The sequence below is a fragment of the Brevibacillus sp. BC25 genome (genome assembly GCF_000282075.1).
In the GTDB taxonomy this organism is placed as follows: Bacteria; Bacillota; Bacilli; order Brevibacillales; family Brevibacillaceae; genus Brevibacillus.
In genome coordinates this window covers 21,797-35,017 of record NZ_AKIX01000118.1, presented here as the reverse complement: position 1 = coordinate 35,017, position 13,221 = coordinate 21,797, and the positions used below count along the sequence as shown (strand labels likewise).

The following is a 13,221-nucleotide window of genomic DNA, read 5'->3' as shown; positions in this document are numbered from 1 at the left end:
GATGCAGCAACATACCATTTCCGTACTCGTCAACGACCAACCAGGCGTTTTGACCAGAGTGGCGACACTGTTCGGCCAACGCGGCTTCAACATCGACAGCATTACGGTGGGAGGCACGGAAGAACAGGGGCTGTCCCGGATGATCATTACGACCGGGGGAGATGATCGCCAAATCAATCAGCTCATGAAGCAATTGCACAAGCTGATCGATGTCATCTCAGTCACGAATCTCAGTGAGAACTCTTTTGTTTCACGGGAACTGGCACTGATTAAAGTGACGGCATCGCCTAGCCAGCTGGCAGAGTTAAACGGGATTGTTGAGCCGTTCCGTGCCGCGATCGTCGATGTGGGTCCTAGCTCACTGATCGTGCAAGTAACGGGTGACACCGAAAAGATTGATGCGCTGCTCGTACTATTACAAAGCTACGGCGTTATTGAATTGACAAGAACAGGTTCAGTAGCGATGGCGCGCAGTATTGTTCCAGCAACAGCCGCAGCAACGGTTTAAATTGCCAAATTTCAGAATAAAAATTCAAACTAAACATTTTTAGGGAGGCTATACAAATGGTAAAAATGTATTATGAAGCGGACGTAAAACAAGAGGTACTGCGTGGGAAAACAATCGCAATCATCGGTTACGGTAGCCAAGGTCATGCACAAGCACAAAACCTGCGCGACAGCGGTTATAAAGTAGTTGTGGGTCTTCGCCCAGGAAAATCTTGGGATGTCGCAGCAAAAGACGGTTTTGAAGTTCTGACAGTAGCAGAAGCAACCAAACGGGCTGACGTGGTTCAAATCCTGATGCCAGATGAGCGTCAAGCACAAGTATACCGCGACGAGATCGCTCCAAACCTGAAATCCGGCGCGGCACTGTGCTTCTCTCACGGATTCAACATCCACTATGCGCAAATCGTGCCACCAGCTGATGTAGACGTAATCATGGCAGCGCCAAAAAGCCCGGGTCACCTGGTTCGTCGCGTATACCAAGAAGGCTTCGGTGTACCTGGTTTGATCGCAATTTACCAAGATGCAACTGGCAACGCGAAAGATCTCGCACTCGCCTACTCCAGCGGTATCGGTTGCACAAAAGCAGGCGTAATCGAAACTTCTTTCCGTGAAGAGACAGAAACAGACCTGTTCGGTGAGCAAGCAGTATTGTGCGGTGGCGCAAGCGAGCTGGTAAAAGCAGGATTCGATACATTGGTAGAAGCAGGTTATGCTCCTGAGATCGCCTACTTCGAGTGCTTGCATGAGCTGAAGCTGATTGTTGACCTGATGTACGAGGGTGGCTTGGCTCGTATGCGCTACTCCATCAGTGACACAGCTGAGTACGGTGACTACAGCACAGGTCGTCGCATCATCACAGATGAAACTCGCAAAGAAATGAAAAAAGTATTGGCAGAAATCCAAGACGGTACATTTGCTCGCAATTGGATCTTGGAAAACCAAGCAAACCGTCCTGGCTTCACTTCCCGTCGCCGTCTGGAATCCGAGCATGGTATCGAGGTAGTAGGGGAGCAGCTGCGTGGCATGATGTCTTGGATCAACAAAGATACGAAAAAAGAAGAAGCGAAAATCGGCCAATAATTGCCGTGTGAAAAATCTATATATAATGTAGGGAAAAATGTGGAGGTGAAAAGTTCATGCGGACCATTGAGATTTTTGATACGACACTGCGCGATGGGGAGCAGTCTCCGGGCGTCAATATTAGCACGAACGAAAAGGTGGAGATCGCCCTTCAACTCGAGAAGCTGGGCGTAAACAAAATTGAGGCGGGCTTCGCTGCTGCCTCCCCAGGTGACCAAAAGTCTGTGGCCGAAGTTGCAAAACGGGTGAAGAATGCAACCGTCGTCAGTCTGGCTCGAGCCGTAAAAGACGACATGGATAAGGCATACGAAGCGCTTCGCAACGCACAAAACGCTTCCCTCCACGTCTTTCTCGCAACATCTCCGATTCACCGTCAGTTCAAGCTGAACATGAGCAAGGAAGAAGTCCTTGCTCGGGCGGTAGAAGCGGTCACCTATGCGAAAAAGTACTTTACGGAAGTTCAGTTTTCCGCAGAGGATGCGGCGCGTACCGAGATCGACTTTTTGGCAGAGGTAGTAGAGGCGGTTATCAAGGCAGGGGCTACTACGGTAAATATTCCAGATACGGTTGGCTACATGACTCCGTACCAGTACGGAAACATTTTCCGTGAGCTGAAAACACGGGTACCTTCTACCGATCTGATTCGTCTGAGCTGCCATTGCCACGATGACCTCGGGATGGCAGTGGCCAACAGTCTCGCTGCAGTCGAGGGTGGAGCTACCCAAGTTGAGGGCACCATCAATGGAATCGGAGAGCGCGCTGGAAATGCTGCTCTGGAAGAAGTGGCGCTTGCATTGGAGACGCGTAAGGATTACTACCAGGCGACGACCAAGTTGAATTTGAAAGAAATCGCACGGACCAGCCAGCTGGTGAGCCGTTTGACAGGGATGATCGTGCCAGGAAATAAAGCAGTCGTGGGGGCAAATGCGTTTGCGCATGAGTCCGGTATTCACCAGGATGGTGTGTTAAAAGAAGTCACTACGTACGAAATTATCCGTCCGGAATCGGTCGGCTTCAAGTCAAACAAACTGGTTCTTGGCAAGCACTCTGGGCGCCATGCTTTCAAAGAAAAGTTGGTTGATCTGGGCTATCACTTGGAGCAAGAAGAGGTAAACGTAGCGTTTGCAGCGTTCAAAGTATTGTGCGACAAGAAGAAAGAAATCACGGATGACGACATCCTCGCATTGGTCGACTCCAAGATGGTTCGCGGACCAGAAGCGTTCCAGCTGGAATCCGTACAGCTCGCTTACGGCAACATTTCCGTTCCGACAGCGAGTGTGCGACTGGTTCGTGCCGACGGATCGGTATGCGAAGAAGCCGCATGTGGAAATGGATCGGTTGATTCCATCTACAAAGCGATTGACCGCGCTACCGGAGAAGAAGTTACCCTCGTCGATTACAAAATCCTTTCCGTTACTCACGGGCAAGATGCGCTGGGTGAAGTGTTCGTCCGTCTACAGCAGGGTGATCTGATCGTTACGGGCCGCGGTGTGAGCACAGATGTGCTGGAAGCGAGCGCAATCGCCTATGTACGGGCAGTGAACAAGATCATGGAGCGTCGTGGCGAGCCTATGCCCGTCAGTGCAACGATATAAAGATAGGTCAAATATGGATAGGATCATAGGAACCAGCAGCGTTCGGAAACCATTACGTATAGAAAAGCGGGATAAACGATGAAGAAAAACTATCGCATCGCCGTTCTTCCTGGAGACGGTATTGGACCAGAAATCATGCAGGAAGCAGTCAAAGTCCTTACACTCGTAGGGGAACTTGAAGATGTCACTTTTACATGTGAAGAAGGCCGGATCGGTGGTATCGCAATCGATACGGATGGAACACCATTGCCAGAAGAAACGGTAACGCTGGCAAAGCAAGCGGATGCTGTGCTCTTGGGAGCCGTTGGCGGACCGAAGTGGGATCAGAATCCTGGGCATCTTCGTCCAGAAACAGGGCTGCTCGGTATTCGCAAAGCGCTCGGTTTGTTTGCGAACATTCGCCCAGCTACCATGCACAGCTCTCTGGTGGATGCGTCCTCCCTCAAGCCAGAAGTCGTTTCTGGCGTTGACTTGATCGTTGTACGTGAACTGACCGGGGGGATTTATTTCGGTGAGAAAAAACGCTATGACGGTCCAAATGGTGAAGTTGCAGAAGATCAGTGCATCTATCATGAAGCGGAAGTCGAGCGAATCATTCGAGTCGGTTTCGACATTGCGCGCAAACGCCAAAAGCGACTCGTATCTGTAGATAAGGCAAACGTCCTCGAAAGTTCCCGCCTCTGGCGCAAGGTAGCCGAGCGAGTAGCGGCTGACTATCCAGATGTAGAGCTGTCTCACCAGTTGGTAGACTCTTGCGCGATGCAGCTCGTGCGTGAACCAAAACAGTTTGACGTTATCGTGACGGAGAACATGTTTGGCGACATCTTGAGCGATCAGGCAGCGATGCTGACTGGTTCGATTGGGATGCTGTCCTCGGCGAGTCTGGCAGCAGGCAGCTATGGCCTGTATGAACCGGTTCATGGTTCTGCCCCTGACATTGCTGGAAAAGGCATTGCCAATCCGCTGGCAACCATTCTATCCGTAGCAATGATGCTTCGTCTCTCGCTCGGTATGGATGAAGCGGCAGCAGCAGTGGAAAACGCAGTTTGGTCCGTACTGGAAGCAGGACATCGCACTGGCGATATCGCGGCAGACAGAAGCAAAGCAATTGGTACAATCGAGATGGGCCAACTGGTTCGTGACGAGCTGTCCAAACAGTGGCAAAAACAATAAATTATGCACAAAACGAAACCCTGCCAAAGTCCTTCTGGTGCTTTGGCAGGGTTTTCTTCATTTTTATACGTCTTATCCGATCGTGATTTTCCCTTTTGGATAACGGAAGTATTCCTTTTGCTTGCGTTGTGCGAGGGCAAAGGCAATCGTGAGAGGTCCCACCCGACCGGCAAACATCGTCAATATAATCAGGGTTTTCCCGATTGGAGTCAGATGAGGAGTTAGCCCCATGGATAGTCCAGTCGTAGCAAACGCAGAAGTGACCTCGAACAGAATCATCTCGAATCGGGCACTTGTCTCTGTGATGGAAAGCACCATCGTCATGACAAGAACAATGAACAAGGCGATCATCGTCAATGTCAGCGATTTGTAGACCATGTGTGGCAGGATGCGTTGTCGGAAGAAGATCACGTCTTCTTTTCCTTTAATTTGGGCGATAACAGCACCAATCAGTGTGGCAAATGTCGTCGTCTTGATACCGCCTCCCGTCGAGCCAGGAGAAGCACCGATGAACATCAGGATAATAATGAGGAAAAGGGACGACTGATACATGTCACCGATACTTAAGGTGTTCGACCCTGCCGTACGTGCTGTGACTGACTGATAAAGCGAGCCAAGCACTTTGCCCATCATAGACAAAGGCTGCAAGGTCTTCGGATTCGTATACTCCAAAAGAAAGATCAGAGCAGTTCCCGCCACAACTAATATCCCGGTAGTAGACAAAACGACCTTCGTATGAAGAGAAAGGCGGCGGGTCTGACGGTAATCGTACAGCTCACTCACAACCATGAATCCAATCCCGCCGAGGATGATCAACAGACAGACAACAAGCGTGACGACTGGGTCATCCACATAGGCTGTCAAGCTGGCGAATTCACCCATTAAGTCAAAGCCAGCGTTATTAAAGTTAGAAATTGCATGAAAAAAGCCGAAGTAGATCGCTTTGGGCAATGGGAAATCAAAGGCAAAGCGAATGGAGAGAAGCACACCGCCGATCAGCTCAGTGAGGGCAGTAAAAACCAGGATCATTTTGGCCAAACGGACGATACCTTCCATCGACATCTGATTTAGGGATTCTTGCAGGATGAGTCGCTCGCGCAAGGAGATCTTTTTGCGCATGATCAGTGCGAAAAAGGTAGCGAGCGTCATAAAGCCAAGTCCACCAATTTGGATGAGTGACAAAATGACGAGTTGACCAAAGGTAGTGAAAGTCGTTCCAGTATCGACGACAACCAAGCCTGTTACACACGTAGCAGAGGTGGCTGTAAACAGAGCATCAAGCCAATGCAGGCCAAGTCCATCAACTGTAGCGACCGGGAGTGTCAAAAGCAGCGCTCCCAGGAAGATAATCAAGGCAAACCCAAGTACAAGCGTTTTTGGTGGATCAAGGTGAAGCTTTTCTACGATTTTTTTAATCATAGCAGGTTATACCTCGGCTTTTTTCGAGTCTAGTGTATAAGAAGAAGGGAAACCCATCTCTTAGTATGGCATTTCCCTTGGAAAACTTACCGAAGAAGAGCAGCACCCAATCGGTGAAGCCAATGCTTCAATTCTCGTTCTTCCAGTGGAGCAAGTGGGAAACGGACAGCCGGGCAGCGTAGAATATCCGCAGGCTCATCCGCTACGCGAAAAGCATGGCCACCAGTCAGCTCGAGACCCTCCTCCCGAAGAATAGCGACGACTCTCTCTTCTTGTTCGGTTGCTCTTGCGGTTGGTGTGCCCCATTTGATCCACGTATTTAAGCCACCTGAAATGGGGTACATTCGCGCGTGTTCGGGGAGTGCCTGGCGTCTTTCCTGCCACAATCGCAGGAAGCGGGTCTGGAACAGGGCGCGACGATCCGTCAGAAACTCTTCATAAAACCACGGATCATCGAGGAGTCGAACGGCGGATTCCACGACGAGCAAGGATGGCTCTGCTCCTGTCATGGAAACGAGCTGACTGTAGCGCTCCAACTCGTCATCCGATAAATCAGAAGGAAGCATCAGCACGCCCAATTGCAGATCACGAGCCAACGTTTTGGACAACGAATGCAGATAGTAGACCTCCACAGGGCTTTTTACCTGTGCAGCCATCTGGTACAGCGGAACACTCGGTTCTTCAAACCAGAGATCGCCATAATGGTCGTTTTCCACAAGACGTACGTTATGTCTCTGCGCCCATTCGAGTAGATCTTCCTTTCGTTTCAACGAGTAGCTAATGCCTGTAGGGAATTGATAATGCGGGTTAATCAAAAGCCACTTCGCCGGGTAATGCTCCTGCTCTTCCGTGAGAGCTTGAATACAAACGCCTTCTTCATCCATGCGAATCGGGCGAACGGTAATTCCGCACTGGCTCAACAGGCGAAGAAATACCGGATAGCTGTATTCCTCCACATAGACGACATCACGTGAATTCATGACACGCTGCGCAAGAAAGGCGAAGCCGCTCGTGCTTCTATTAAAAAGCAGGAGGCGCTCAGGTGAGTGAGGAAGCCCCCGGCGGCCGAGGTGATCGGCAAACACTTTGGCAGCTTGTGTACGCCTGATTTTCTTTTGTGCGGACGGTTCATCCAATACGGTCAGGCTCTCGTAAAAAGCACCGCGCAATCGCTTCACCAGCTCTTCGCTTGGACGAGGGGAGGAATCAGCCAGGGAAGCGATTGGAATATCTGTGAGCGGGAGGCGATTTTCCAGACGAGCTTCTTTGGCAAGCTGCGTCAAGTAATAGCCTTTGCCATGCACAGCTTCTAGCCAGCCTTCCAACGCAAGATGATCGTATGCTTTTTTGACTGTCTCCAACGAGCAGCCGCTAATTGTTTTCATATCGCGCAGTGATATCAATTGTTGTCCATCTACAAGAAAGGCACCACGCAGAATCGCTGTTTTTAATTGTTCAGCGAGTTGTACATAGATCGGTGTGTGCGATTGTTTGTGGAAATGAAAAGAAAAATAAGGTCGCTCTGGCATTCGCGCACGCCTCCTAGTCTGTCGGAAAAATAGCAGTCATCAGCATTATATAGGAAAGAGAAGCATCTCGGGTATAGGGAGTGAAGAAATTGTTGCCGGAACGACGAGGGTATTGGAAACCCGAACATGGTATCATGAGAAATAGATATAGATTGAAGAAATGAGGAAATTACGGATGAGTACGCAGGAACACAAGGCGCTATCGCCCAAGCAAGTCACATGCATGGTCATAACCGTTTCCGATACCCGGACAGAGGATACAGATAAAAGCGGACAGTTAATGAAGCAGCTGCTGACTGAAGCCGGTCACAGCATTGCTCTTTATCAAATTGTAAAGGACGAGCCTGTACAAGTCATTGCGGCGATCGAAGCGGGAATCGCACATGAGGACGTTCAAGTCATTCTTCTCAATGGCGGTACTGGCATTTCGCCAAGAGATAATACCTTTGAGGCTGTTTCTGGCCTGCTTGATAAGGAAATGCCGGGATTTGGCGAGCTGTTTCGGATGTTGAGCTTTACAGAAGACATCGGTTCCGCAGCGATGCTCAGTCGTGCGATTGCAGGGACGCGGAAAGGGAAAATGATTTTTTCCACGCCAGGCTCGACAGGTGCGGTACGACTGGCGATGAATCGGTTGATCGTGCCAGAGCTGGGGCATGTGGTGCGCGAATTAAATCGTTAACGATTTGCCGTTAGTAGTCTCGTATGGTACTGTTACGAAAGGAAAAAGATCGGTCATACCAAGAACCATCGATTGCAGATGGTTTTTTGGTGCCGAATTTTGCAAGGAGAGTAGACCCATCCATGAAGATTTTACTATCGACCTTAAACGCCAAGTTTATTCACTCCTCACTCGCTTTGCGTTATTTGCGAAGCTATGCTCAGGAAGCATTTCCTTCGATTGAGCTGGTGGAGTATACCATCAACGATGTGACGTTAAATATAGTAGCAGATATACACAAGCGCAAGCCCGATGTCGTTGCATTTTCCTGTTATATCTGGAACATTCGCGAGACACTCAGTGTCATGCGCACGCTGAAAAAGATTTGCCCGGATGTTCCGATTATCCTTGGTGGACCAGAAGTGACCTACGATGCGGATGAATGGATGAAGAAGCACCCTGAAATCGATGTCATCTGCATTGGTGAAGGGGAGCAGACCTTCTTGGAGCTTTTGCAGGTGTATCAGGAATCATTGCAAACCAAGCAGCCTCCACGCCTGCGTGATGTAGCCGGAATCGCATATCGCGAAGAGGAGTACGTGCGTTTTTCCATGCCGCGTGCGCAAGTTGAAGAGATGGACAGCATTCCTTCACCATACGCGGACCATCTGGACGAGCTGAACAACCGCGTCGTCTATTTTGAGGCATCCCGTGGCTGTCCGTTCAAATGCCAATACTGTCTGTCCTCGATTGAAGACGGCGTACGTTATTTCAGTCTGGAACGAGTGAAAGAAGATCTCATGCGTTTGATCAATCACGGCGTCAAAACGATCAAATTCGTGGATCGCACGTTTAACATCAATAAAAAATATGCGCTGGAAATCTTTCAGTTTTTGATCGACAACCACAATGGAACGGTCTTCCAATTCGAGATCACAGCAGACATTTTGCGAGCGGACGTACTCGACTTCTTGACCGAGAACGCACCGCCAGGCATTTTCCGCTTCGAGATTGGGGTTCAGTCCACAAATGATGAAACCAACCGCCTTGTTCAGCGGATTCAGCGCTTCGATCGTCTTGCGCGTACAGTGACACAGATCAAGGATTCGAAAAAAATCGATCAGCATCTGGACTTGATCGCTGGTTTGCCTGAGGAAGATTATGCATCCTTCCGCAAAACCTTCAATGACGTGTTTGGTCTACGCCCCGAAGAGCTTCAGCTCGGCTTTTTGAAAATGCTCCGCGGGACAGGCGTTCGTGCGCGTGCGGCTAATCATGGCTATGTTTTTATGGATGAGGCTCCTTACGAAATTTTGGGCAATAACGTCCTTTCCTTTGATGACATGCAAAGAATCAAGCGTGTAGAAGACATTCTGGAAAAGTACTGGAATGCGCACCGGATGGACTATACAGTGGAGTGGCTGTTGGCGAATCAGTTCGAAACGGCTTTTGACTTCTTCCAGACATTTGGTGACTATTGGGAAAATCAAGGCTGGAGCCGTATCGGTCATCAATTAGAGGATTTGTTCATGCGCTTGCAGAAGTTTTTGCAATTCCAGCAAGTGGACGGTATGGGGCATGTGCTCAGCATGATGAAATTCGATTTCCTGCGCAACCAGAAGCATCGCCCGCGCAAGCTGTGGTGGGAGGATGTCATGGACAAGGAAGAGATGCAACAGACTTTCGCTGTTCTAACCGAGCAGCGTGAGCGACTCCGCGATGATTTTGCGGCACATGCTGCATTGGAAAAAGATTACTTCAAGCACACGCTGACTGCCAAGGTGACCTTTGACATTGAAAAATGGATGGAAACCGGTGAGTTTATCGAAGGAGATTTTACACTCGTCGTGTATTATCCGTACAAAGATGAAGAGCAAAATGCTTTTGCTGTCGTCAAGCAGGACGTCCAAGCAGCAGGCTAAACTACCGGATTATCAGATGAGTTGGGGAGGGGGAGGAGACGCAGATGAACGCAAGCGAGTATACGGAGGTTGTCGAGGAACTGTTGCGTGCACATGGTGATTCGAATGTGGCTGGTCCAATGGAGCATTACATGAAAAATCATTTTCCTTTTCTGGGGATCAAATCACCACAGCGCAAAGAACTGACCAAACAAATCTTTCGTGATTATGGCGTACCCGAAAATTGGGAGCAGGTCGTTCGTTCCCTATGGGCTTTGCCAGCGAGAGAGTACCAGTATGTAGCGCTTGACGTACTCGAGAAGTCTAAAAAGCGTCTCACCCCTGACCATCTCCCGTTCGTTGTCGAACTCATCACGACAAAATCGTGGTGGGATACCGTGGATTATTTGGCTTCCCATACAACGAGCAGATTGTTTGCCTTGCATCCCGAACTGATCGAATCGAATACGACAGCCTGGATGAATGGAACCAACATGTGGCTGCAACGAACGGCGATTTTATTTCAGTTGTCATACAAAGACAAGACAGATCAGCGGCTGCTCATTTCCTTGGTGGAGAGATGCGCGGATTCCAAAGAGTTTTTTATTCAAAAGGCAATCGGCTGGGCGTTGAGAGAGTATGCGAAAACAAATCCTAATGCCGTACGTGAATTTGTGGAAGCGACGCCACTCGCGAGTTTGTCCAGGCGTGAAGCGCTCAAACATCTATCATGATAGAGTCGTCTGGCGTATCTGTGCTTGATAAAATACGTAAATCTATTGCAAAATAAACAAGTACCTTTTTTGAGGTTCATACGTAATACATAGAGTCAGATATCGTGCGATGCCATAGCTGCTAGTATGTCAAGAAATGACCGCACTTTGGCAAGGATAGGGGATTTTGCCTCATGGAAGTCGACCTGCTGATGTCAATCATAGAGCAATACGGCTACGTAGCGATTTTTTTCCTGCTTTGGCTGGGGATTGTAGGTTTGCCGATTCCCGATGAGCTGGTTGTCGCTACAGGAGGATTTCTTGCCTCCATTGGCGTGCTAAACCCATGGTATTCTTTTTTAGCGGGATATTTAGGGGTTGCCTCCGGATTGACGATTGGCTTTTTACTTGGAAAGTACTTTGGGAAACCGATATTGCAATGGCTTTGCAAAACCGAGAAAATGAGGAACGCCGTGAATCGATCAACGGGCTTGCTGGAGAAGTATGGTACTACTGCTCTTTGTATCAGCTACTTATTTCCGGTTGTCCGTCATGTGGTACCTTATTTGGTTGGGCTTGGCGGTATGACGTTCCGTCGTTATGCGATGCTGTCTTATCCGATCGGGTTGGTTTGGACTATCGCCTTTTACTTTCTCGGCCATGTATTCGGTAATAATGTGGAAGCCATTATCGAAGTCATCCGTAAATACGGTTTCTACGCTTTGCTGGTGATTGTGGTTGTTTTGGGTGTGGTATTTTTCGTACGCAAGCAGTTTATGGCAAGTCGGGCATATCGGGCAAAAGGAGATTAAGAAATGTACCATCAACAATTAGCTGCCCATCGCCGCAATTTCGTGCTGGTGCTCGTCATAAGCTGGGCCCTCCTCTTGGTAGGATACTTCAATTCGAATGTCTGGGTGCTGGCGGCAGGAGCTTTACTGCTGAATGGCTATGCTTACTACTTGATGCAGACAGACAAGCGTCTGGCTAAAGAAAAAGGTTTTCGGGTTCCGGAACTGAGCCTTTTGCTGGTCGCATTTTTAGGAGGAGGGATCGGTGCGCTTGAGGGCATGCTTATTCAACGGCATAAGACCAAGCATACCTCTTTTCTCATCCTGGTCCCGCTCTTTTGCATCGCGCAAATCTTGCTAGTCATTTGGTTAACGCAACTATACTTGGATAAAAATCTCGTGTCGTAGGTGGCACGAGATTTTCTTTTTGCAAATGGGATTTTCTTGTTTGAAAATTCAGCCTATAATAGAGATAACGATAGAACAAGCTGAGGAGGTAGTTATGTCTCAATCAAGCCCATTAACGAAAGCGTACGCACAGCAATTGGATGCACAGGACGAACTCGCGAGCTATCGCGAAGAGTTTTATCTGCTTCCGAGCCTGTATTTGGATGGAAACTCGCTTGGCCTCATGTCAAAAAGAGCGGAAAAGAGTGTCATGGATCTGATGCAGTCTTGGAAGGAGCTGGGTGTGGAAGGCTGGACAACAGGTAACCAACCGTGGTTTTTCTTCTCGGAGAAATTAGGAGAGATGAGCGCAGCACTTGTAGGGGCAAGCCCCGAGGAAGTGATCGTAACGGGTTCTACGACGATCAACCTCCATCAGCTGGCAGCTACCTTCTATCATCCGGTTGGGAAGAGGACGAAGGTGATTGCAACCGAGCTGGATTTTCCTACCGATATATACGCACTCCAGAGTCAAATGAAGCTCCATGGACTGGACCCGGAAGAGCATTTAGTTCGGGTAGCGTCAAGAGATGGCCGCCTGATCGAAGAAGAGGACATTATCGATGCAATGACGGATGAAGTAGCACTGGTTGTTCTCCCGACCGTCCTGTATCGCAGCGGCCAGCTGCTCGATATCGAACGATTGACAGCAGCCGCACATGAGAGAGGCATTCTGATTGGTTTTGACGGATGTCACTCTGTAGGTGCGATACCGCATTCCTTCAGCAAATGGGGAGTGGACTTTGCATACTGGTGCAACTACAAATACGTAAATGCAGGGCCCGGAAGCGTGGGTAGCCTATATGTCAACCGCAAGCATTTTGGCAGGGCTCCTGGATTGGCGGGATGGTTCAGTTCGAAAAAGGATAAGCAGTTTGATATGGAACATACGTTGGATGCTTGCGAAAGTGCGGGCGCTTACCAAATTGGTACCCCACATATGCTGAGTCTCGCCCCACTGCTTGGTTCATTGGAAATGTTCCAGGAGGTGTCCATGGAAAAGCTTCGTACCAAGTCGCTAGCCTTAACGCGATTCATGATGGATTTGATCGAGGTCGAGCTAGCAGACATGGGTTTTACGATTGCGAACCCACAGCAGGATGATCGCCGAGGTGGGCATGTCAGCCTTGAGCATGATGAGGCCATACGTATATGCAAGGCCTTGAAGGACGCGGGCATTATTCCTGACTTCCGTGCACCAAACATCATCCGGTTAGCTCCCGTTGCTTTCTATACGACTTATACAGAGGTTTGGGAAAGTATCCAGATCTTAAAGACGATCATGCAAGAGAAGAACTACGAGAAATTTGAGAACAAGCGTGAGGTAGTTGCTTAACAGGTCCGACTTAGGTTGGACCTGTTTTTCTTTTTGAATACGCCTTTTACGGGATTTCCTTTCCATTAT

Annotated in this window: 12 protein-coding genes; 10 read left to right on the top strand and 2 right to left on the bottom strand. The window is 49.1% G+C overall.

The window, feature by feature from the left end; genetic code table 11:
* Nucleotide 1: 1 nt before the first annotated feature.
* From ilvN to leuB, 4 genes are all read left to right on the top strand, one after another.
* Nucleotides 2-508: an acetolactate synthase small subunit gene (gene ilvN / locus PMI05_RS26415; RefSeq protein WP_007728554.1), complete on the top strand. Its 507-nt coding sequence runs from the start codon at nucleotides 2-4 to the stop codon at nucleotides 506-508.
* A gap of 56 nt (nucleotides 509-564) precedes the next feature.
* Nucleotides 565-1,587 carry a ketol-acid reductoisomerase gene (gene ilvC, locus PMI05_RS26410; protein WP_007728552.1) on the top strand — a complete coding sequence of 341 codons (1,023 nt, stop codon included), beginning with the start codon at nucleotides 565-567 and terminating at the stop codon, nucleotides 1,585-1,587.
* A 56-nt stretch (nucleotides 1,588-1,643) separates the two neighbouring features.
* The gene (locus PMI05_RS26405) at nucleotides 1,644-3,182 is read left to right on the top strand and encodes a 2-isopropylmalate synthase (RefSeq protein ID WP_007728550.1); all 1,539 of its coding nucleotides are present in this window, start codon (nucleotides 1,644-1,646) and stop codon (nucleotides 3,180-3,182) included.
* A 78-nt stretch (nucleotides 3,183-3,260) separates the two neighbouring features.
* A complete protein-coding gene (gene leuB / locus PMI05_RS26400; RefSeq protein WP_007728548.1) occupies nucleotides 3,261-4,355 on the top strand; it encodes a 3-isopropylmalate dehydrogenase in 1,095 nt (364 codons plus the stop codon).
* Between the two features lie 72 nt (nucleotides 4,356-4,427).
* On the opposite strand, the gene PMI05_RS26395 is transcribed toward leuB, so the two are convergent.
* The gene (locus PMI05_RS26395) at nucleotides 4,428-5,774 is read right to left on the bottom strand and encodes a TrkH family potassium uptake protein (protein ID WP_007728546.1); all 1,347 of its coding nucleotides are present in this window, start codon (nucleotides 5,772-5,774) and stop codon (nucleotides 4,428-4,430) included.
* A gap of 86 nt (nucleotides 5,775-5,860) precedes the next feature.
* The gene (locus PMI05_RS26390; RefSeq protein ID WP_007728544.1) at nucleotides 5,861-7,303 is read right to left on the bottom strand and encodes a PLP-dependent aminotransferase family protein; all 1,443 of its coding nucleotides are present in this window, start codon (nucleotides 7,301-7,303) and stop codon (nucleotides 5,861-5,863) included.
* A 175-nt stretch (nucleotides 7,304-7,478) separates the two neighbouring features.
* On the opposite strand from PMI05_RS26390, the gene PMI05_RS26385 reads away from it, so the two are divergent.
* The 6 genes from PMI05_RS26385 (at nucleotide 7,479) to kynU (ending at nucleotide 13,152) form a co-directional block, all read left to right on the top strand.
* The gene (locus PMI05_RS26385; RefSeq protein WP_007728543.1) at nucleotides 7,479-7,985 is read left to right on the top strand and encodes a molybdenum cofactor biosynthesis protein B; all 507 of its coding nucleotides are present in this window, start codon (nucleotides 7,479-7,481) and stop codon (nucleotides 7,983-7,985) included.
* A gap of 122 nt (nucleotides 7,986-8,107) precedes the next feature.
* Entirely contained in the window at nucleotides 8,108-9,886 is a 1,779-nt protein-coding gene (locus PMI05_RS26380) for a B12-binding domain-containing radical SAM protein (protein WP_007728540.1), read from the top strand.
* Between the two features lie 44 nt (nucleotides 9,887-9,930).
* Complete coding sequence (locus PMI05_RS26375; protein ID WP_007728538.1) at nucleotides 9,931-10,599, top strand: DNA alkylation repair protein; 669 nt, start codon at nucleotides 9,931-9,933, stop codon at nucleotides 10,597-10,599.
* A 173-nt stretch (nucleotides 10,600-10,772) separates the two neighbouring features.
* On the top strand, nucleotides 10,773-11,390 hold the full coding sequence (locus tag PMI05_RS26370; RefSeq protein WP_007728536.1) for a DedA family protein: 618 nt from the start codon (nucleotides 10,773-10,775) through the stop codon (nucleotides 11,388-11,390).
* Between the two features lie 3 nt (nucleotides 11,391-11,393).
* Nucleotides 11,394-11,777, top strand: coding sequence for a DUF1294 domain-containing protein (locus PMI05_RS26365; RefSeq protein ID WP_007728533.1), 384 nt, complete (start codon nucleotides 11,394-11,396; stop codon nucleotides 11,775-11,777).
* A 94-nt stretch (nucleotides 11,778-11,871) separates the two neighbouring features.
* The gene (gene kynU, locus PMI05_RS26360) at nucleotides 11,872-13,152 is read left to right on the top strand and encodes a kynureninase (RefSeq protein ID WP_007728531.1); all 1,281 of its coding nucleotides are present in this window, start codon (nucleotides 11,872-11,874) and stop codon (nucleotides 13,150-13,152) included.
* The last annotated feature ends 69 nt before the right edge of the window (nucleotides 13,153-13,221 follow it).